This window comes from Halobacillus ihumii, assembly GCF_902726645.1.
Lineage (GTDB): Bacteria > Bacillota > Bacilli > Bacillales > Halobacillaceae > Halobacillus_A > Halobacillus_A ihumii.
On sequence record NZ_CACVAO010000001.1, the window covers coordinates 1,707,355 to 1,728,539 of the forward strand.

The 21,185-nt window shown below is 42.7% G+C and carries 21 protein-coding genes and 1 riboswitch; of the genes, 8 read left to right on the top strand and 13 right to left on the bottom strand.

Annotated features, from left to right (window positions below):
• Nucleotides 1–3 precede the first annotated feature (3 nt).
• The 6 genes from G6R08_RS08585 to G6R08_RS08610 all read right to left on the bottom strand — a co-directional run bounded on the left by G6R08_RS08585 (nucleotide 4) and on the right by G6R08_RS08610 (nucleotide 7,219).
• Complete coding sequence (locus tag G6R08_RS08585) at nucleotides 4–1,401, bottom strand: MBL fold metallo-hydrolase (protein ID WP_163527602.1); 1,398 nt, start codon at nucleotides 1,399–1,401, stop codon at nucleotides 4–6.
• A 115-nt stretch (nucleotides 1,402–1,516) separates the two neighbouring features.
• Complete coding sequence (locus tag G6R08_RS08590; RefSeq protein WP_163527603.1) at nucleotides 1,517–2,026, bottom strand: DUF6933 domain-containing protein; 510 nt, start codon at nucleotides 2,024–2,026, stop codon at nucleotides 1,517–1,519.
• Nucleotides 2,027–2,848: 822 nt separating this feature from the next.
• Entirely contained in the window at nucleotides 2,849–3,562 is a 714-nt protein-coding gene (treR, locus tag G6R08_RS08595; RefSeq protein ID WP_163527604.1) for a trehalose operon repressor, read from the bottom strand.
• 24 nt (nucleotides 3,563–3,586) lie between these two features.
• Nucleotides 3,587–5,278 carry an alpha,alpha-phosphotrehalase gene (gene treC / locus G6R08_RS08600; RefSeq protein WP_163527605.1) on the bottom strand — a complete coding sequence of 564 codons (1,692 nt, stop codon included), beginning with the start codon at nucleotides 5,276–5,278 and terminating at the stop codon, nucleotides 3,587–3,589.
• Between the two features lie 30 nt (nucleotides 5,279–5,308).
• On the bottom strand, nucleotides 5,309–6,718 hold the full coding sequence (gene treP, locus G6R08_RS08605) for a PTS system trehalose-specific EIIBC component (RefSeq protein ID WP_163527606.1): 1,410 nt from the start codon (nucleotides 6,716–6,718) through the stop codon (nucleotides 5,309–5,311).
• 12 nt (nucleotides 6,719–6,730) lie between these two features.
• Entirely contained in the window at nucleotides 6,731–7,219 is a 489-nt protein-coding gene (locus tag G6R08_RS08610; protein ID WP_163527607.1) for a PTS sugar transporter subunit IIA, read from the bottom strand.
• A 282-nt stretch (nucleotides 7,220–7,501) separates the two neighbouring features.
• On the opposite strand from G6R08_RS08610, the gene G6R08_RS08615 reads away from it, so the two are divergent.
• The 3 genes from G6R08_RS08615 to trhO all read left to right on the top strand — a co-directional run bounded on the left by G6R08_RS08615 (nucleotide 7,502) and on the right by trhO (nucleotide 10,522).
• A complete protein-coding gene (locus G6R08_RS08615; protein WP_163531216.1) occupies nucleotides 7,502–8,689 on the top strand; it encodes an MFS transporter in 1,188 nt (395 codons plus the stop codon).
• Between the two features lie 157 nt (nucleotides 8,690–8,846).
• Nucleotides 8,847–9,389, top strand: coding sequence for a cysteine hydrolase family protein (locus G6R08_RS08620; RefSeq protein WP_163531218.1), 543 nt, complete (start codon nucleotides 8,847–8,849; stop codon nucleotides 9,387–9,389).
• 191 nt (nucleotides 9,390–9,580) lie between these two features.
• Nucleotides 9,581–10,522: an oxygen-dependent tRNA uridine(34) hydroxylase TrhO gene (gene trhO / locus G6R08_RS08625; RefSeq protein WP_163527608.1), complete on the top strand. Its 942-nt coding sequence runs from the start codon at nucleotides 9,581–9,583 to the stop codon at nucleotides 10,520–10,522.
• 66 nt (nucleotides 10,523–10,588) lie between these two features.
• Here the strand turns inward: trhO and G6R08_RS08630 are convergent, their stop codons facing one another.
• The gene (locus tag G6R08_RS08630; RefSeq protein WP_163527609.1) at nucleotides 10,589–11,257 is read right to left on the bottom strand and encodes a Type 1 glutamine amidotransferase-like domain-containing protein; all 669 of its coding nucleotides are present in this window, start codon (nucleotides 11,255–11,257) and stop codon (nucleotides 10,589–10,591) included.
• 79 nt (nucleotides 11,258–11,336) lie between these two features.
• Nucleotides 11,337–12,143: a bifunctional hydroxymethylpyrimidine kinase/phosphomethylpyrimidine kinase gene (thiD, locus tag G6R08_RS08635; protein ID WP_163527610.1), complete on the bottom strand. Its 807-nt coding sequence runs from the start codon at nucleotides 12,141–12,143 to the stop codon at nucleotides 11,337–11,339.
• A 99-nt stretch (nucleotides 12,144–12,242) separates the two neighbouring features.
• Here thiD and G6R08_RS08640 point away from each other — a divergent pair, with 99 nt between their 5' ends.
• From G6R08_RS08640 to G6R08_RS08650, 3 genes are all read left to right on the top strand, one after another.
• Nucleotides 12,243–12,554 carry an MGMT family protein gene (locus tag G6R08_RS08640; RefSeq protein ID WP_163527611.1) on the top strand — a complete coding sequence of 104 codons (312 nt, stop codon included), beginning with the start codon at nucleotides 12,243–12,245 and terminating at the stop codon, nucleotides 12,552–12,554.
• 68 nt (nucleotides 12,555–12,622) lie between these two features.
• Nucleotides 12,623–13,558, top strand: a complete 936-nt coding sequence (locus G6R08_RS08645) for a PD-(D/E)XK nuclease family protein (protein WP_163527612.1) — start codon at nucleotides 12,623–12,625, stop codon at nucleotides 13,556–13,558.
• A gap of 68 nt (nucleotides 13,559–13,626) precedes the next feature.
• Complete coding sequence (locus G6R08_RS08650; RefSeq protein WP_163527613.1) at nucleotides 13,627–14,259, top strand: SDR family oxidoreductase; 633 nt, start codon at nucleotides 13,627–13,629, stop codon at nucleotides 14,257–14,259.
• A 46-nt stretch (nucleotides 14,260–14,305) separates the two neighbouring features.
• On the opposite strand, the gene G6R08_RS08655 is transcribed toward G6R08_RS08650, so the two are convergent.
• Nucleotides 14,306–15,181, bottom strand: a complete 876-nt coding sequence (locus G6R08_RS08655; RefSeq protein WP_163527614.1) for a 5'-3' exonuclease — start codon at nucleotides 15,179–15,181, stop codon at nucleotides 14,306–14,308.
• Nucleotides 15,182–15,417: 236 nt separating this feature from the next.
• Here G6R08_RS08655 and exaC point away from each other — a divergent pair, with 236 nt between their 5' ends.
• Both exaC and G6R08_RS08665 read left to right on the top strand, forming a co-directional pair.
• Nucleotides 15,418–16,938, top strand: coding sequence for an acetaldehyde dehydrogenase ExaC (exaC, locus tag G6R08_RS08660; RefSeq protein WP_163527615.1), 1,521 nt, complete (start codon nucleotides 15,418–15,420; stop codon nucleotides 16,936–16,938).
• A gap of 21 nt (nucleotides 16,939–16,959) precedes the next feature.
• Nucleotides 16,960–17,328 (top strand): DUF779 domain-containing protein, encoded by a 369-nt coding sequence (locus tag G6R08_RS08665; RefSeq protein ID WP_163527616.1) that lies wholly within the window; start codon nucleotides 16,960–16,962, stop codon nucleotides 17,326–17,328.
• Between the two features lie 44 nt (nucleotides 17,329–17,372).
• Here the strand turns inward: G6R08_RS08665 and G6R08_RS08670 are convergent, their stop codons facing one another.
• The 4 genes from G6R08_RS08670 to G6R08_RS08685 are packed head-to-tail and all read right to left on the bottom strand — an operon-like array spanning nucleotide 17,373 to nucleotide 20,979.
• Nucleotides 17,373–18,152 carry an energy-coupling factor transporter transmembrane component T family protein gene (locus G6R08_RS08670; protein ID WP_163527617.1) on the bottom strand — a complete coding sequence of 260 codons (780 nt, stop codon included), beginning with the start codon at nucleotides 18,150–18,152 and terminating at the stop codon, nucleotides 17,373–17,375.
• Entirely contained in the window at nucleotides 18,139–19,794 is a 1,656-nt protein-coding gene (locus tag G6R08_RS08675; protein WP_163527618.1) for an ABC transporter ATP-binding protein, read from the bottom strand. The genes G6R08_RS08670 and G6R08_RS08675 overlap by 14 nt, the downstream gene beginning before the upstream one ends.
• Nucleotides 19,791–20,369 carry an ECF transporter S component gene (locus G6R08_RS08680; RefSeq protein WP_163531220.1) on the bottom strand — a complete coding sequence of 193 codons (579 nt, stop codon included), beginning with the start codon at nucleotides 20,367–20,369 and terminating at the stop codon, nucleotides 19,791–19,793. Before G6R08_RS08680 ends, G6R08_RS08675 begins: the two co-directional genes overlap by 4 nt.
• A 7-nt stretch (nucleotides 20,370–20,376) precedes the next feature.
• Nucleotides 20,377–20,979 carry a YkoF family thiamine/hydroxymethylpyrimidine-binding protein gene (locus G6R08_RS08685; RefSeq protein WP_163527619.1) on the bottom strand — a complete coding sequence of 201 codons (603 nt, stop codon included), beginning with the start codon at nucleotides 20,977–20,979 and terminating at the stop codon, nucleotides 20,377–20,379.
• 94 nt (nucleotides 20,980–21,073) lie between these two features.
• A riboswitch (TPP riboswitch) is annotated at nucleotides 21,074–21,177 on the bottom strand.
• Nucleotides 21,178–21,185 lie beyond the last annotated feature (8 nt).

Sequence of the window (21,185 nt, forward strand, 5' to 3'; positions counted from 1 at the left end):
AAGTTATGCTTTTGCCGTTTGTTTATGTTTGATCCAGGCATCATATCCTCCTGAAACATTGATCACTTTATTAAATCCATTCGCCTGGAGAATACTTGCGGCGATTGCTGAGCGTGCTCCGGACTTGCAATGCACGATAGGAACCTTACCTGATGGGATTTCATCCAGTCGGTGCGGCAATGTCCCGAGCATAATGTGAATAGCGCCATCAATGTGGCCTTCATCCCATTCGGACTGATTGCGGACATCAATTACCACATACTCTTCACTACCGCGCTTGTCTTCAAATTCCCCAACTGTAACAGTTTCATACCTTTCTAGATCTGTTAACTTATCCACTTTTTCAGTTGGCAGATAACCTGTTAAGCTATCAAATCCAATAGATTGAAGCGTCCTTCTTATTTCAAGTGCTTCATCCTTATTCGCAATGACCACCGCATCTTGGTGATATGGAAGCAGCCACCCTGCCCAGTTGACAAAGGACTTGTTAAAAGGGATATTGATCGACCCTTGCAGATGTCCTTCAGCAAATTCCTCTTTAGAGCGAGTGTCCACAATGGAACCTTTAAATCGGCTTATTTCCTCCAGTCTTATCTCTTGGAGTTCTTGATCTTCAGCTAGCAAGGCTGGCCCTTCCTTATTCAGTTTTTTCATAATAGGAAAATAAGCAGGGGGTTCAGGTTGACCAGCTATTAACATGTTAACGAACTCATCTTCTTTTTCCACATTCAGCGCCCAATTTGTCTGCTTTTCATAGCCTATAGTAGAAGAAGGAACAGCCCCGAGTGATTTTCCACAGGCACTGCCGGCGCCATGACCTGGCCACACTTGAACGAAGTCCGGTAATTTCTTGAAGCGATTGAGGGATTGATACATTGCTCTTGCTCCAAGTTTCGCTGTCCCTGCAGCTCCTATTGACTTCTCAAGTAAATCCGGACGACCTACATCCCCTACAAACACAAAATCCCCCGTGAAGATTCCCATGGGAACAGATGCTCCTCCGCCTTCATCCGTTAATATAAACGAAAGGCTTTCTGGTGTATGTCCAGGTGTGTGAAGCACATCTAAACGAACCCCTCCTACGTACAATTGATCTCCATCCTTAAGCCATTCGTGACTTTCCTTTTTTCCAAAATTGTACTTCCACTCGTCATTTCCTTCATTTGAAAGGAACAAAGAGGCACCCGTTTCATGTATTAATTCCCTAGAGCCAGAGAGAAAATCTGCATGGATATGAGTTTCCGTTACCTTGGTTATGTGCAAAGCGTTTTTACGAGCTGTTTCTAGATAAGGTTGAACATTTCTAGCCGGGTCAATCACAATGGCTTCCCCTGTTTTCTGACACCCTGCCATATACGAGTTTTGCGCTAAATTTTCGTCAAAAAAGGTTTGAATAAACATATTTATTCCTCCGTTCATGCACTAGTACATCTTACTATTATGATTACACGTTTTGGGTTCAAAGTCCTGCTTGAAATGAAAAGAACCACACCTTAATATAATGTGGTGTGGATCCTTATGATTCTTTAAAATAAGCCTTCAGTGTTTCAACAGGTGTATGAGCTTCCAGCGGGCCATAAATCAATTCGGCGTTAGTAATATAATTAATCTCCTCTGCATCGATCGCTTCATACTCTAAGCCATTGGCGGCCTCTTCCACCATGACCTTCACTTGATTCATCATTCCTAAAACTTGGCGGCTTGTCGTCTTTGTGTAAACAAACTGTTCAGCGGCTTCTAACATATGGTCGGCAATTTCTCTCTCTATTTTCAGAAGTTGAAATAATTGATTCAAGGACCCTTTTATAACATTCTCTATATTATCAAATTGCTGTTTTCTTAGACCAAACAGTGTCAAATTTATCCCTGTTCTATTATTCATTAACATCAGGCATTTACGTTTATTTATGGTCATTACATTCGCATGCCACTGGTAAATATCAGAGATCTCTTGATATTGTTCGGGATCTTCCAACTCCTTATTTATCTCTTTTACCAGCTTCTGTGTTGCTCCAATGACAAACATATTCATCCCACCTCAACTCTATTCTGTCTCTAGTGTAACAGCTTAATACAAACCACACTATTCATATCCTTTCATCGATATGAATTGCCCGTAATTTACATTTAATCAAAAATGGTTTGATAACTGAGTTAATTTAATAATAGCTCTTTTACAAAAATAAAGACTAATAGATCACTTTCTATTCATGTTGCTCTACAATTTTGTTAAATCTGAGTAAGGCTCCGTATTTTTAATAGGAGAATGAGGGGGGAACCACTCGCTTTCCACGGCGGCCCCACAGGACATGGGGTCGTTCGGTGTTGGCACATGCCCCACACGATGTGGGGTAGTTCGGCGTTGAAACAGGACGTTTCGATTTTAGCCGAACTTCCTCTTTCCCCGTTTTTAACCGAACATCCTTTGACTGGCAAGTCTCCTCGGCCTCTGGCCTCCGGGGTCTCGCTAGCCTTTCCTTTCCCGTAGGAGTCCCGCAGTTTCCCCGCCCTCATGGAACCATCATAATAAAAATCGGGGTTGTTGAGGGCTGGGGAATAGTGCTTCAACGGATATCCTCATCCATCAATGGTCATGGAGTCTACAGCGATGGAGAGCCGTTCCTTCCCTCTTTTATAGAAAGGTGGGAGGGAAAATGGCGAGACTCCTGTGGGATTATAGTACAGGGTGAGGCCCCACAGGCGAAGCCGAGGAGACTCACCGTACGCCCACGGAAAGCGAGTTATTTGCCCTCCCACCTTCTTCTTATTCAGTTGATGGAACGGCTGCGATCAATTGCTGGTTTAATAAAAACCGTAACCTCTTAAACAGGTTACGGTTTCGGTACGTTTATTTTGTTCGGCGCGCGAAGTCAACAAACTGAAATTTATCAGGTCTGTGTCTCGATTCAGTATATTGAAATAATGTGGCATCAGCCAAATAAACATAGCTTCGAATCACAACAACCTGGGCATGTCCTTCCAGATCTAAATGCTGCTCATCTTCTTCCGTTACACCTTCGACCACAATTTCTTTTTTGGCAAAACTAATATCCAGTTCTAACGTATTTTCGATATAATCATAAATCGAATGCTCCGCGATCGACTTTGTCAGCTCAGGTACAATGTCTTCAAGAATATAATCCTTATCTAAGATTATGCGCTCCCCATCGATCTCTCTTGTTCGGGAAATCTTCCAAATCCTCTTTTCGCTGGTACAATTCAGCCTCGACCGCAATTGATTATTCGCTGTTTCTAAAATTAATTCATGGACATGAGTTTTAACGGTCTGACCAAGCTGATTGGATAACTCTTTAAAACTTGTTAGTCCTGAAACGGGGAATTCAAATTTACTATGATCGAGAATTACAGAGCCCTTCCCTCTCACTTTTTGAATATAGCCATTTTGGGACAGTAAATTTAAAGCTTTTCGGATCGTTTCCCTTGAAGTGGAAAACCTTAGGGCTAATTCATTTTCTGAGGGGAGTGTGTCACCTGCTGTGAACTCTCCTTGACGAATTGCCTGCACTAATTCGTTGTATATAACAATAAATTTGTTTTTCATTTGCTATCACCGCTCTTTATCATATCAATTCGAGCGAATATGGTAAACGATCGACTCGTAAGGCCGCAATTCGATGTGATGGTAGTGCTCTTGTGAGTCCGTGTAGTTACTAATTAACTGATTGCAATCTCCTTGCAGCTCTACATGGTCCGGAAGCTTGAATGATGCTATTTTATCATAGAAGTTGTTTACCACAAGCAAGCTCTCGTTATTCCAGTTTCTTAGATAGGCAAATACTTGATCATCGTCAGGCAGCAGCAGCTGATAATCTCCATGCGTGATGATTGGATAGTTTTTTCTAAGTTTAATCAGCTTCTGGTAATGATCGAAAATGGATGCCTCTTCGTTCATGACTGCTTCTGCGTTTATGCGCGGATAGTTAGCAGCAACAGGAATCCATGGTGTGCCTTCGGTAAATCCTGCATGTTGCTCATCATTCCACTGAACAGGTGTACGAGAATTATCACGGGATTTCTGTTTCAAAATCTCCATAATCTCCTGTTCGTTCACACCTTTCTCCTTAAGCATGTCATATGCATTTAACGATTCTACATCACGATATTGCTTGATAGACTCGAAACCAGGATTCGTCATGCCAAACTCTTCGCCTTGATAAATATAGGGAGTACCCTGCATCATGTGAATCGTTGTGGCTAGCATTTTCCCAGATTCGTCAGGATAGTTTTCGTCATCTCCGAACCTTGATAGTACACGGGGCTGGTCATGATTACACCAAAACAATGCATTCCAGCCATTGCCTTCATTCATTTTCTCCTGCCACGTGGAGAGAATTTGTTTTAATTCGATAAAGTCAAACGGTGCTTTAGTCCACTTTTCGCCATTTGGATAATCGACTTTTAAATGGTGAAAATTAAACGTCATACTAAGCTCTTCTCTCTCAGGTGCTGTATAACGAATGCAATGATCGATAGTTGTCGACGACATTTCCCCTACCGTCATAAGGTCATACGGAGCGAAAACTTCTTGATGCATCTCATGCATAAATTCATGAGCTCTAGGTCCATCTGTATAAAATTTGCGGCCATCGCCAGGCGCGACACTTCCATCATCATTTGGGAAATGTTGATCTTTTGAAATCAGGTTGATGACATCCAATCGAAAGCCATCGATACCCTTTTCACCCCAAAAACGCATCATTTCATAGATTTTTTCACGGACTTCAGGGTTCTCCCAGTTTAAGTCAGCCTGTGTTACATCAAATAAATGCAGATAATATTGACCTGTTTGTTCATCATATTCCCATGCATTTCCGCCAAACTTAGACTGCCAATTAGTTGGAGGGCCCCCGTTAACAGGATCTTTCCAAATGTAATAATCACGGTATGGGTTTTCTTTTGATTTCTTCGACTCCTGGAACCACTTATGCTCTGTTGACGTATGATTCACAACGATGTCCATGATCAACTTCATTCCACGTTTGTGGGTTTCTTCAAGTAAACGCTCAAAGTCAGCCATGGTGCCGTATTCTTCGTGAATACTGTAGTAATCGCTAATATCATAGCCGTTATCGTTCTGCGGTGATTTGTACATTGGGGTCAGCCATAGGACGTCGACCCCGAGTGTATTTAAATAATCCAGCTTTTCGATAATACCTTGAATGTCGCCTACTCCATTTCCCGTCGTATCGTTGAAGCTCTTAGGATAAATTTGATAGACGACGGCTTTTTTCCACCAAGGTTGTTGTTCTTGTATCATATGAGCACCACCGTTCTTGTAAAAATGTTCTTATACGTCGCGTTTACGTTTGGCGTATAGGAATGTTCCCACGAATGGAAGAACAATCACGATCACCATTCCAATTGCAAATTCAAGCCAATATTGGGCGACAATGGAGAATATTCCAGGAATACCACCGACACCTATTGAGCTTGCCACAACTCCGGCTGCTGAGATATAAAGACCAGCAATAGCAGAAGATGTGATAGCTATGATGAATGGATATTTAAAGCGTAAGTTCACACCGAATAAGGCAGGTTCTGTTATTCCGAGATAGGCTGAAACCCCTGAAGAAAGTCCAAGACCTTTTAACTTCTCGTCCTTAGAAGCTGCCATAATTGCTAAAGCAGCTGAACCTTGTGCAATGTTGGACAGCGCAAGCATTGGCCATAAGAAAGTTGTTCCTGTACTTCCGATCAGTTGAATATCAACAGCTAAGAAAGTGTGGTGCATTCCGGTAATAACCATTACCCCATATAAAGCACCATAAATGAGTCCGCCCAGTGCGGCAAAATGATCAAATATAGACACTAATCCATCAGTAATTCCATTTCCGATAGCGAATGTAATAGGACCGATAATAATAAAGGTTAAGAAACCAGTTACAAGTAACGCTACAGGTCCGACAACCAACAGTTGAATACTTTCTGGAACCCGTTTACGCAAGAATAATTCAATTTTCGTTAAGACATATGAAGCTACAAGTACGGGCAGAACCTGGCCTTGATAGCCAATTTTTTCAACAGTTAAGCCAAACAAATCCCAAGTGGGAACGGTACCTTCTTTAACTGCTTGTCCATATGACCATGCATTCAATAATTCCGGATTTACGAGGACAAGACCCATAACTATACCGAGAATCGGACTTCCTCCGAATTTCTTAACAGCGGACCATCCAATCAGTCCAGGTAAGAAAGCAAAGGCCGTGTTGGCTATGACGATAATCATGTTCGCGATACCCGACCACTGCGGGTAGACATCGATAATGGATTGGTTATCAAAGAAAATTCCTGGAGCAGTCAGGATGTTATTAATACCAAGAAGCAGACCAGCGGTTACAATTGCCGGTAAGATTGGGATGAAAATGTCTGCCAGCGTTTTAACAGCACGCTGAAGCCAGTTCATGTTTCCCTTTGAAGCTTCTTTCACTTCGTCTTTTGAGGCTTCACCAATATCAGCTAATTGGATTAACTCTTTATATACCTTATCTACGGTGCCTTGCCCGACAACGATTTGAAACTGACCGTTCGTTGAAAAAGAGCCCTTAACCGCGTCTAACTGATTCAATCTTTCCTTATCAACAATATCTTCATCATGCAGAGCTAAACGAAGACGCGTCACACAGTGTGTCCCAGCCGACAGGTTCTCTTTGCCGCCGATAGCTTCTAGTATTTGCTCGGCCTGCTGTTTGTGATTCATATGATTCCCCTCCTATTTGTTATTAACTGTCAACAGTTCAGTCTCTCCTGCTGAAGCTTGGCTTTCGGATGTCAATTCAACATCAAATTCATCACTATTGGTCACAATAATAGGTGTGACTATACTCTTCGCTTTTTCTTCCACTAAACTCTTATCAAAAGTAATTAGGCGGTCTCCCACTTTTACTTTATCCCCTTGTTTAACAAAGGATTCAAAACCTTCCCCTTCCATACTTACCGTTTCTAATCCGATATGGATAAGGATTTCTGCACCTGTTTTCGTCTTTAGCCCCACAGCGTGCTTCGTCGGGAAAAGCTGAACGATTTCACCTTCCACCGGGCTTACAACCGTCCCCTCAACAGGTTCAACAGCTATTCCCTCGCCCATCATCTTTTCTGCGAACACAGGATCCGGTACATCTTCAAGCGCAACTACCTTCCCATTTATAGGAGCAACCACAACGACCGATTGCTCTTTATTTCCAAAAAGTTTTTTGAACATATAGTGCCCCTCCTTAAACGCTTACATTAAAATAATACAGACATGTATATACATAATTCGACTTTATTATAAGTTGTATATACATGTTTTGCAACCGTTTTATTTTGTTCTAGTTATTTCCATTCTTTACATGTTTCTTTCTACTCCTTCTATACGGAGTGTTATTTCTTTATATATGGAAGTTTTTATGCTATAAAAATATTTAGGGTATCGAAATATTTGGGGAAGAAGGGATCCGCTATCCTAACACAGGAACAACGTGCAAAACGTAACTTATGGATCATGTGGTTCGCCAACTTTTTCATAGCTGGCAGTATAACGATGGTTTTACCGTTCTTATCTTTATACATTGATGAACTAGGCGATTTCTCCAGCTCATTCGTACAAACGTGGTCAGGACTTGTGTTCGGGATCACCTTTGTTACAGCCTTTATCTTTTCACCTATTTGGGGACGAATCGGAGATAGGTATGGCAGGCGCAACATCTTGATCATCTCCGCAACAGGGCTTGCTTTGTCCGTTCTATTAATGGGGTTCGCAACAACGGTGTGGCAATTGTTCCTACTCCGGCTGTTTATGGGGATTTTTACTGGATTTATACCGATGTCACAAGCATTAATTGCTACACAAACACCGAAGCGTATTGCGGGGCAGGTACTTGGCACGCTGCAAACCGGGAGTATTACCGGGAGCTTGCTTGGCCCGCTGCTTGGGGGCTTTATTGCAGACTCCGTCGGATATGGTACAACTTTTCAATTTGTATCGATAACCGTTTTCCTATCTGCCTTCATTGTGTTCTTTGGGATTCATGAACAAAAGGTGGAGAAGGAAGATGAGGAAGAAAAGTCGAGCTATTCTTCTCGTGAGGTTATCCAGCATATCGTGAAGCAGCCAGTACTGTTAATGGTGATGATTATTTCGATGTTTGTACAGATCGCCCATTTCAGCATTCAACCGATTCTATCGCTATACGTTGGAGAATTGCATGGACCTGCAAACTTGGCCCTATTTTCCGGAATTGCCTTTTCGGCAGCTGGTCTTGGAAATTTGTTAATGGCGAGGCGATGGGGTCGGCTTGCAGATCGGAAGGGGTACGTGAAAATTCTTGTTTTTCTATTATTTATGGCAGGGATTGTCTATATCCCCGCAGCGTTCGTGACGAATATTTGGCAACTGGTAGCGTTACGCTTCTTGCTTGGTGTTTCGATTGGCGGTATCATTCCTGTTCGAACAGCATATATTCGCCAAGAGGCTCCTGTGGCTATGCAGGGGGAAGTGCTCGGTTACAATACGAGTCTTCGCTTTTTAGGAAATATTATTGGTCCAGCGATGGGTGGAATGTTATCAGGACTTTATGGATTTTCAGCTGTCTTTTTTGTGACGAGCGGACTCCTTATCTTGTGTGGGGCCGTTATGTTCATGACAATGTACAAAAATCCTCAGTCGGTCCGACACGCTCATTCTGTTTAGGTGCAAGACCGGGTGTCCAGCCGATCTTTTATACCTTGCGGCTGACCAGTATTGTCCGAGGAAAGGATCGCTCACTTGCATTTTAAAAAGTGGATCATTGATCATTCTTTTCTTATGTTAATATATGTGTATATACATCAGGGAGGCGATTAAAATGATGAATCGTGCACTTATTGTGATCGATTATACGGTTGATTTTGTCGCAAAAGAAGGTGCCCTTACTTGTGGAAAACCTGGCAGGGACATTGAGGACTCTCTCGTAAGCCTAACTGAGAAGTTCATAAAGAATAAAGATTATGTTGTGCTGGGGGTAGATGTGCATGAGGAAAGCGATCCGTATCACCCAGAGACAGACTTATTTCCGCCGCACAATATTCGCGGGACGGAGGGAAGGCATTTATATGGTGAGCTGATGTCTTTATTTGATGAAAACCGTTCTGCCATTTATTTTATGGATAAAACACGGTATAGTGCCTTCCATGCTACAGCTCTGGATATGAAACTCCGGGAGCGTGGCATCAGCGAAATCCACTTAATTGGAGTTTGTACAGATATTTGCGTCCTCCATACAGCGGTAGACGCTTATAATTTAGGATATCAAATCGTCGTACACAAGGATGCGGTAGCTAGCTTCAATCAGCCAGGTCATGAGTGGGCTTTGAAACACTTTGAGCAGGTCCTGGGGGCAAAAGTCGTGTAACAATAGACGTACGATTAGAAGCACCTTCTTGAGCTAAGGTGCTCTTTTTAATGAAAATCTGCAAAGTTATTTACCATAGTACATGATGAGAAACGGTAATTTGAATTTCTGGCTGAAATCGAATATGATGGAGTATGGATATTTTATGTTTTTTATTATAATGCTTGATCTATATATAGGAGGAATCACCAATGAGCTCACAAGATTATCGAGTTCTATTATATTACAAGTATGTTGACCTGCCTGACTATGAGGAATATTGTGCAAACCATTTAAAGTTTTGCAAAGACCTGGGTCTGCGAGGCCGAATCATTGTTGCTCCCGAAGGAATCAATGGAACGGTTTCTGGTACAGTGGAGCAAGTAGAACAGTATATGGACTATGTACGCTCAGACGAACGTTTTGCAGATATGCATTTTAAAATAGACGAACATGAAGGACATGCCTTCAAGAAAATGCACTGCCGCGTTAAGCCTGAACTGGTCAACTGGAGTATTGAAAATGATGATATTGACCCTAAGGAGATCGGCGGCAAACATTTAAAGCCGAAGGAATTTTATAAAATGCTTCAAGATGAAGACACGGTTGTTATTGACGGCCGTAATGAATATGAATATCGCATCGGCCATTTTCGTAATGCGATTCAGCCTGATGTGGAGCACTCTCGTGAATTTCCAGAGTGGATTGCTGAGAACGCCGGCCAATGGAAGGATAAAAAGGTTCTCACGTACTGCACCGGCGGGATTCGCTGTGAGAAATTAACAGGTATTCTAATGAAAAATGGTGTTGAAGACGTCTATCAGCTTGAAGGCGGCATCAACACGTATGGTAAAGATCCAGAGGTTAAGGGACAGCTTTTTGACGGAAAAATGTATGTATTTGACGAGCGTATTTCCGTGCCTGTTAATCAGGTTGAAGAAAAGGTAGTTGCGGAGTGCGAACATTGCGGTAAAACTGAAGACCGTATGATTAATTGTAGTAACCCTGTATGTAACCGTCAGTATGTTTGCTGTGCTGAGTGTGAAGAGAAATATCACGCTGCTTGTACAACTGAGTGTAAAGAGCACCCTGAAAACCGCTGGGATGCTGTACGTAAGAAACAAATTGATAAATATGATCGTATTGAAAACTAATTGTGGTTGCGACTAACAATGGCCTTTGCACATTTAAGCAAAGGCTTTTTGTTTTCTCTTTTTCCATCATCCATATTTTGGATGACCTGAGGTGGAATAATTTTCTATATGAAGATATCCTTCTATTGTGGTTAGCCTCTGGTTCTTAAAGTAGATTCCGGAATCATCTGCAATGCCGTAGCCGACCTGGACTTGGGTATGAGCAACGATCTTTTTCAATTGATCTTGCTCTTCCCACTTCAGGTAATGAGCTGAAATGACAGCATCCATGAGTAATCCCAGTCCTTGTTGGTATAAAGTTACCTCTTTAGGATTATCTTTCGGTGAGATCACACAATTCTCTGGAGAAATCAGTGCGCCCGCTGAAAACCCAGCAATCGATGTTCCTTTCTGAAATTGACATTGAATGATCTCAGCTATCTCAGTCTCCACAATGTAGTTACGGTAGGCTAATGTATCTCCCCCGCCAATTATAATCCCATCGGAGGCTCTCAATTGGTCGAGTTGTTTCTCTGTATAAGAGGTTCCTAATGCCAGATAGAAAATGCTCAGCTCTGGTGCATGACTGTGTAATGAAAGAGTATATCTTGGAAGATACTCTTCAGCACCTTCCCGTTCTATGTATAACACCGCGATAGATCCTCTTTTATTTCCTAAGGTTTCAACAAACCGACCAGCTATTTTATCAGGCATAGGCGGACTCCCGCCAAACAAAAACAAGTGTGTATCCTTCACTTCAAACACCCTCCTCCATTTATTCCCACCTTAGGTCATCCAGATTCTGGATGACCTAAGGTGGGAAATTGTACCGTGCTTACTTTTTTTCGTATTTGCGATGGGCGGCGTGGTTTGTTGAGCCGATTCCTCGGTTAAATGATAGGGCATGCCGAATGGCGCTGGTCACATACGACTTGGCTGTATGAACAGCTTCCACGACTGTTTTCCCTTTCGCAAGCTCTGCAGTAATAGCTGCTGAATAAGTGCATCCTGCTCCGCTTGTATGAATTGTATCGATGCGCTCGGATTCGTATCGCCTCATGGTATCTCCGTCAAATAGAAAATCAACGGCTGAATGGTTGGTTAGAGACCCGCCTTTGAGTAGTACATAATTCGGGCCAAGCTTATGAAGTCTCCGGGCGGCCTCTTCCATTTCTTCCGGGGACTCCGATGCAGGTTCATCTAGTATTCGTGCCGCCTCTTGCAGGTTAGGTGTGATAATTGTTGCGAGGGGCAGCAGATGCTCGATCAGCGTTTCAATGGCCTCATCCTGGAGCAACTGGGATCCCATTTTCCCAATCATGACCGGGTCGACCACAATCTCTTTTACAGAAGAAGCAGCTATCAGCTCACTTGTCCGTTTGATAATCGGTTCGGTAAAAAGCATCCCCGTCTTCAGCGCATTGGGACCGACGTGTTCCATAGCAGCATAAATTTGTGCTTCTATGGCTTCGAGCGGCTGTGTGAAAATTCCTTGTTCCGTTGTGGAATTGTTGGCAACGATAGCCGTGATTGCGCTCATGCCATAAACGTCTAGTTCTTGAAAGGTTTTAAGGTCAGCTTGGATGCCGGCACTTCCTTGGGCTGCTGATCCTGCAATTGTAAGTGTTCGTGGTATACTCATAGTTAGGCCTCCACATGTTCAATTCGTCTATTTGAATTGTAACAAACTCTTGACAGGTGAGGCTATGATTTGGATGGTTTTAGGAGATGAATGGTATCGATGAAACCTTTTACAGAAAAAGTGATCAAGATTATCATGGAGATTCCGGAGGGACAGGTGATGACTTACGGCCAGATTGCTCGTGCTGCAGGAAGTCCACGTGCAGCGAGACAGGTGGTACGCGTGCTTCATTCAATGAGCAGAAAATATCAGCTGCCGTGGCACCGAGTCATCAATTCCAAAGGAGAAATAGCCATCAATGATGAGGAAGCAGCAATGGAGCAGCAGCTTTCGCTTGAAAGCGAGGGGATTGTTGTTATTAATAAACAAATCGACTTAGGTACATATCAATATATTATTGGAAGGAAATGATTGGAAGACCTGGGGTGGGAATTTATGTAATGAATAGGAATGAATGGATGACCTGAGGAGGGTTTGGAATGAGGCGTTTTCCGGAGTTGTCGTGGTCGCTTTCTCGTCATAAGACTATGCTGACGTGTCTGCGTAAGTATGCCTATGATTATTATGTTTCTCATAATGGTTGGCTTGCTAGTGGGGAATCGTTGTCCCAACAGGCTTATCGTCTAAAGAAGATTACGAATCTTGAGATGCATTTTGGCAGTATTGTCCATGATTTAATCTACCAAATAATTCAAGATGTGCTGCATGATAAAGAGATTCCTAGTGAGGAAGCTGTGGTGGATGAGATTCGCCATCATTTAAACAAAGGATTTATTGAATCGACTCGTAAAGAGCATCTATGGCAGACCAGGCCGAAACATTATACGATGCTGCATGAAATTTATTATAGCCAGACAAATACACTTCCTGAATCCAAAACTAAGAAAATTACGGACCGCCTTCATACTACAGTAAAAAACTTTTTTGCCAGTCAGTCATTCGCTGACGTCCTCAACAAAGAGAATATGAGGTTTATAGAATCAGAGAAATTTAGATATATGAAAGTAGATGGGATTAAGATCTTCGTCGTAATGGATTTAGTTTACAAGGATTTACAACAAGGAAAATGGGTGATTGTCGATTGGAAAACAGGGAAATCATCGGAGGAAGACCGAAACCAGCTGGCACTATATGCTCTTTACTTACAACAAAAATATAATATTGAATCATTAGATGATATCGTTATTCGAAATGAATATTTATTAGAGGGAACTAATGTGGAGCACCAGTTAACATCCCATGACCTTGTAAATGTTCAACGTCTCTACCAAATCAGTATGGAGCAAATGCAAAATTACCTGCTGGATTCCAATCAAAACCAGCCTTTGCCGATTGAACAATTCCCGATGCAGGACAACCCGCGTATTTGCGCCCATTGTAACTATCAAGAACTATGTTTCCCTTCTGGCTCCTAAATGTTTGAACAAAACTGAGAACGGATAAACTTAATGTAGCATTAAAGAGAAGGAGATGTTCAGAAGTTATGAAAGTACTCGTAGCAGGAGCAAATGGTACGACAGGACGTTTACTTATACAATATCTAAAGGAAGACGGCCATGAGCCGTACGGCGTGGTTCGTAAAGAAGAACAAAAAGCAACAATTGAGGAATTAGGCGGTACACCTGTTCTCGCCGATTTAACAAAAGATGTAGGTCATGCTGTCAAAGGAATGGATGCTGTGATGTTCGCGGCTGGTTCGGGCTCAAGCACAGGTTCAGAGCAAACGACAGCGGTCGACCGTGATGGAGCCATCAATCTGATTAAGGCAACAGAAAATCTGGGGATTAAAAAATTCGTTATGCTTAGCGCCATCTCTGCAGATGATCCAAGCCAGGGATCCGGCCCTATGGAGCATTACTTGAGAATGAAGCTTGAAGCTGATGAATACTTGGAAGGCACGGAACTTGATTATACGATCGTTCGCCCAGGCGGTCTGACCAACGAAGATAGCACCAGCAAAATTAAAGTTGGTAAGAAGGTGGAGCGCGACTCCATTACGAGAGCAGATGTGGCTAAGACGATGATTGCTGCTCTGGAAGAAGCAAATGCGTATCATAAAACCTTTGAGATGGTTCAAGGTGAAACGCAAATCGAAGACGCCTTGAAAAATCTATAAAACAATAAAACAGCCGTTCCCACCGAGATGGGAGCGGCTGTTTTATTTACATTCCTACAAGATTTTTCTGCCAATTTCTAAACTCGAGTTCATCAAATTTTTGCCCCATTTTTTCATCATCAATGAAAAACAGAGCCTCTTCCAATGAACAATTCACATCAGCTTCACAATGAATCTGCGCGAGCTTTCTTGAGAGATGAAGCATCTCAAGGTCCTGCTCAATTTTTGTCCGTTGTGCTTTCGTTAATTGATCGATATTTTCAAGAATCCCCTCTATCGTTTTATGCTGAATTAATAGTTTAAGGGCTGTTTTTTCGCCAATTCCCCGCACGCCTGGGTAATTATCACTGCTGTCGCCCATCAAAGCCTTTAAATCTACCATTTGGGCTGGTGTGATCCCCTTTTCTTCATAGAAAGAATCCTCACGGTATTCAGCATAATTTCCATACCCTTTCTTCAATAAAACGACAGAAACATTCGGCTTGAGCAGCTGAAGCATATCCTGATCCCCTGTAAGAATAAACACCTGCGAATCTTTACAATATCCATCACTCAGCGTTCCCATACAGTCATCCGCTTCAAAGCCAATCTTCCCTATATTGGGAATATCCAATGATTCCATAACTTCCTTGGCTAACTCAAACTGAGGGATTAATTCTTCCGGGGCTTCCCCGCGGTTTGCTTTATATTCGGAAAAAAGCTCGTTACGGAATGTTTTACTTCCCATATCCCAGCAGCATACAACGTGTGTAGGCTGGTAAGTGTCGATTGCTGCAAAAAGATGCTTTACCATTCCGTAAACAGCATTTGTAGGCATACCTTTACTATTTATCATGAAATAATTGCTCATTGCTGTGGCGTAGAACGCGCGAAAAAGCAAGGCCATTCCGTCAACAAGCAAAACCCGATTAGTTGTCATCATCTTCGAACCCCTTCATTTCGATAAGTTGATTCTATTATAACAAAATTGCGGCAAGCATGCGGGTGAAATAGCTGAAACAACACCTAGAAACTACCTCTTCAAGTTGAAACAATAATATTACCTAATAATTGACAAAATTCTGATATCGTGGTACTTTCAAATTAAGTGCAACCTATTTACATACTTTTATTGTAAGCGCTTGCACATTACTAGATTAATAATGGGAGGCATGGAGAATGGTATACGCATTTCCTAATACCGAAGGATCAATCGTTCAGTACAAAGAACGTTATGACAATTTTATTGGGGGTAAATGGACTCCGCCAGTTAAGGGACAATACTTTGATAACGTTACACCTGTAACTGGTAAAACCTTTTGTCAGGTACCTCGTTCTACAGAAGAAGACATTGAACTTGCCGTTGATGCAGCCTATGAAGCAAAGGAGTCCTGGGGGAAAACCTCAGTCACAGAACGCTCACTTGTTCTAAACCGTATTGCTGATCGTATGGAAGAGAACCTTGAGAAACTGGCTGTCGCTGAAACATGGGAAAATGGGAAAGCTGTCAGAGAAACACTTAATGCTGACATACCTTTAGCTATTGACCACTTCCGCTACTTTGCCTCTGTTATTCGTGCCCAAGAGGGATCAATTGGGGAAATCGACAACGACACAGTTGCCTATCATTTTCACGAACCGCTTGGAGTAGTAGGACAAATCATACCTTGGAACTTTCCGATCCTTATGGCTACATGGAAAATCGCCCCTGCACTTGCTGCTGGTAATGCCATTGTGCTTAAGCCAGCGGAGCAGACTCCAGCCTCCTTGCTGCTTTTACTAGAGATGATAGAGGATTTACTTCCTGCTGGTGTATTAAATGTCGTGAATGGTTATGGCCTTGAGGCGGGTAAACCACTTGCTCAAAATCCGCGCATTAACAAGGTTGCCTTCACCGGGGAGACAACAACCGGTCGCATGATTATGCAATATGCTTCACAAAATATAATCCCTGTCACACTTGAGCTTGGTGGAAAATCACCAAATATATTCTTTGAAGATGTGATGAGTAAAGATGATGATTTCCTTGATAAGGCGATTGAAGGGATGGTTATGTTTGCCTTAAACCAGGGAGAAGTATGTACCTGTCCTTCACGTGCGCTCGTGCAGGAGTCAATTTACGAACAATTTATGGAACGAGTCATCGAACGCGTCAAAGCCATTAAAGTCGGAAACCCGCTTGATCCAGAGGTAATGATGGGAGCTCAAGCGTCTTCTGAACAGCTTGAAAAAATTCTTTCCTATCTTAATATTGGAAAAGAAGAAGGTGCAGAATGTCTCATTGGCGGTGAACGGAATCAACTGGAGGGCGATTTTTCCGACGGCTATTATGTTCAGCCAACGATGTTCAAAGGTAACAATAGTATGAGGATTTTCCAAGAGGAAATCTTCGGTCCTGTTCTTGCGGTTACTACCTTTAAAGATCCAGAAGAAGCAATGGAAATTGCTAATGATACTCTTTATGGTCTCGGTGCCGGGGTCTGGTCCAGAGATATTAATACTGCCTATCGCTTCGGGCGCGGCATTGAAGCTGGCCGTGTATGGACGAATTGCTACCACGCTTATCCTGCCCATGCAGCATTTGGCGGCTACAAGATGTCTGGAGTCGGCCGTGAGAATCACAAAATGATGCTCAGCCACTATCAGCAGACAAAAAACCTGCTTGTCAGCTATAGTGGACAGAAGTTAGGATTCTTTTAATCTTACAAAGGAGGTGACGGAATGGTTGAACGCGTAACAGCTACCGATGAAGCCCTCCAGTTGATTGAAGCACTTAAAGAGAAACACGGCCCGTTGATGTTCCACCAATCCGGCGGCTGCTGTGACGGAAGCTCTCCGATGTGTTATCCGGAAGGCGATCTGATCACAGGCACACAGGACGTATTGCTCGGGAAAATTGGGGAAACTCCCTTTTATATCCACAAGAAGCAATATGATTACTGGAAGCATACCCAGCTCATTATTGATGTTGTGGATGGCCGCGGTGGAATGTTTTCATTAGAAGGTGTAGAAGGAAAACGATTCTTAACCCGCTCTCGTGCCTTTTCCGATGAAGAGTTCAACGAACTTAAAACAGCTGGAATTCTTTAAACATCTCCCCCTGCCTTGCTTTCTATGGCAGGGGAATGCTTTATTTAGAATTGGCCGTTGTACCAGCTGAAATAACCTAACAAATGAGAAACATAAGCGATCGCGATTAACGAAGCAAGCGTAACAATTAGAAATATCCAATCTGTACGCTTTACTGTAAATCTACGATAGAAATGTCGATCCTTCTCACCAGTAAACCCCTTTGATTCCATCGCAACAGCTGTTCTTTCTGCCTTGCGTATCGCTCCCGCCAGTAACGGGATCATAAAACGCCGGTACTGCTTAATAGACTCTTTTACTTTTTTCGTGCGTTTAACTCCTCTTACCTGATGGGCCTCCTGGATTTGATTAAATTCATCCTTCATTAAGGGAAGAAAACGATAGCCCGCCAGCACCCCGTATGCCAGCTTTGGCGGTAATTTACACTGTTGCATTAGACTTAAAATAAAGTGAACCATGTCTGTTGTAAAAATGAACAGTAAGGACAGGGTGGCAAAGGCGAACATTCTAAACACAAGAGACAAGGCCGCAACAATATCCTCCTCCGGAATTTCCCAAAGCAGCAAATGAACCGTTTGAGCGGGATGTTCCGGTGGCTCAGCAAATGCTATCGTTGTCCACAGCATTCCTAAAGAAATAACCATGAAAGGCAGTAAAAATAAAAGGTAGTATTTTATCTTTACTTTTCCAAACAGAAAAGTAAACGTTATCGTCCATATACTGAATAGCAGCGGGGTGATAGGATCAAAAATAAGCGCTAGTCCGATAACTGCGACGATTATCGTTAAGGCTTTGATGCTTGGATTAAGCTTATGAAGAAACATACAGCCCCTCCCTTTCCACCTGATGCTGCAATTGAATTCGAACAGGATAATCAAGCTGCCATTTAGCTAAATCATGATCACGCCATAATTTATGAGGATGTTCATCTGCGACAATTTCCCCTTCATTTACGACCAGCACCCGATCAGCATATTGATCTACAAGCTCCATATCATGCGTCACCATGACAATTGTAGCGCCTTTTTTCTGGCGTTGAGCCAACAAATTCATTAATTGTTTTGTTGACTGGGCATCCTGGCCAAACGTTGGTTCATCCAGTATTAACAGTTCCTGATGGTCTACTATCATCGTCGCCACACTAAGCCTGCGCTTTTGTCCCTGGCTTAATGTGTACGGATGACGTTCTTCCACTCCATTCAACTGACACATATCTAGAACTTCCTGCACCTGTTGATCGATTTTATATTCATCGATACCTTGAATCCTCAGACTAAACGCTATCTCCTCATAAACCGTATCTGTAATCAACTGATGCTCAGGGTTTTGAAAAACGTAGCCGATATGCAACCGTAAGTCTATTTCTTTCCAGGATGAGAGTGGTTTTCCGTGAAAAGAAATATCGCCTTTAGTCGGCTTTTGCAGGCCTGCCATGACCCTGGAAAGAGAAGTTTTCCCGCTTCCATTCCCACCAACCATTGCTATGAACTCCCCTTTTCTGATTTGCAGGGATACGTCTGAGATAATCCTGCTGTTTCTTTTCATCCACAAAATTGATGATAATTGAAGAATCGTTGAGGTAGAATGACTTTCCCTTGGCTCAGGAGGAAACGTGATCTGTTCTTTTGAACCCCTCCATCCAGTAATAACATCAGAAACAGTCAGTGGAAAATGGCTGCATTGATCCAGCCATTCTTTCTCCATAGCTAACTGAGTTACCGCCGGCATCGATATCCCCTGACACTGTAATGCACTTTTATGCCTGTTCATCCCATCTCTTATAGGGCCATCATAAACTAGCTCGCCGCTTCGATTCATCATCACTCCTCGTTCAATAAAAGATACCCACCCATCTAGTTGATGTTCAATAACAAGAAGCGCAAAGCCTTTTTCTTTTTGAAGTGCTTGGATAGTTCGGATAAAATCACGTGTGGCGATCGGGTCCAAATTGGCCGTCGGTTCATCCAAAATTAACAACTCGGGCTCCATCGCGAGAACACAGGCTAAAGCAAGCTTTTGTTTTTGCCCGCCTGATAATGTTTGTATCGATCGCTGTCTTGCTCCTTCTAATCCTACAAGCTTTAGAACATGATCAATACAGTCAGATATCCGCTCAACTGGTGTATGGATGTTTTCCAGGCCAAACGCTATTTCATCTTCCACTGTAATCATACAGAACTGACTTTCAGGATCCTGAAACACGACTCCAACATGTTGACTCATTTCTCCTGGAGCATAGCTAGACACAGAATTACCTCTGAACTGGATATCACCTGTTATCGTTCCGTCTAGTTCACGAGGATAAATGCCATTTATACCATACGTCAGCGTACTTTTCCCGCAACCGCTCGGTCCTAATAATAGTAAACGCTCCCCTTGGTCTATTGAAAAACTAACATCTGATAACACTTGGTCATTTCCTTCTTCAAATTGGAGATGAAGTTGACGGACATCAAGTAACTTCATGCTGTTTTCTTCCTTCGCTGTTCTTTACCAAGAGCAAAACCAGTTAATACTCCCGTTTTTGCCAGAGCATCACTAATGGCCTTCCCTAACACACCAGAAATCAAGGCACCACTTATCATCCGAACGATAAGCATACTAAGAATGTATCCTGTTCCAAATACAGCGTACCCGGAACGAAAGTACCCCCATACAAAACTAAAGACAGCCGCTCCGACACCAGCCAGCATTAATACAGCTAGATTGTATGATTTATATCTGGTTACAGCAAAAGCAGCCTCAGCCCCGAGCCCTTGGATAATCCCTGTGAGAATTAAAATCGGACCCATTGCATTTCCAAGCAGCATTTCTACTGTAGCTGCAATCGTTTCAGATAAAAACGCCGCTCCCTTTTTACGAATAATATAAGCCGCTACAATCGAAACGATAAACCAAATTCCGAAAATCAGGTCATATCCAATTGGGCCAAATAGTCCTGCCAGCAGCTTTCCAACAGGCAAAAAGGCTAAATAAACAACGGCAAATACTACGGAAAGCACGGACATCACAACAATTTCTTTCAGTTTCCAGTTTTGCAGTCCCATTTCACTTTCCTCCTTTTACAGACGGACTGTTTGCAGAAATCGTAACCGTCATGACCGTATGAGGAGATCCTTGCTCTTCAGTCTGTTGAAATACTTGCTCTAACCCATTAAACACTCTGTTTCCATCCCCGTCCAAACGTGTCGAGTAATGAGCCTCACTCACCTCAACTCCTTGTTTCTTCATGTCTTCAATCTGACTATAAATAACATCCATATAGTTCCCGCCGCCCATAGGGTATAAGGAAAACTTGGCGGCAGCCTCTTGATCAATCAGACCACTTTTGGATGCATTTTGTGCTAGATTGTCCTCTGCCATGTACACATCGCCAGCCGAATCTCCCGGGCATCCTATTGAATAAGTCGCTTGAAATACTACATGTTCTCCTGTTTTTGCCGCTTGTAAAAATATTGCTTTCGTTACATCAAACACATGAATCATCTGCCCTCTAGCTGTGGTGGTGACATCATCTGTCTTCATCCAAACTTTCGATGTGTCCACTTCATTTAGCGAGGACTTAATAATCTCCACAAAACGATCAGACATCGGGTAAATTGAGAATGAACTTCCTGCAATTCGATTAGCAGATCCACAAACTTCACTCATGTTTATACTTCCTCCTTTTTTAATAAACACAAAAAAACTGCACCCCGTGGGAGTGCAGCTACGAACGTATGTATATATGTGTACCATTATCATTCTACGATCGACTCCACTTCCCCACGCTAGTATTATCTAGTTCGGGTTCTAAGGGTCAGAAACAGTTTCCTCTCAGCCGCGTACGCAGCTCCCCTAGTGTTTTTAACGGTATG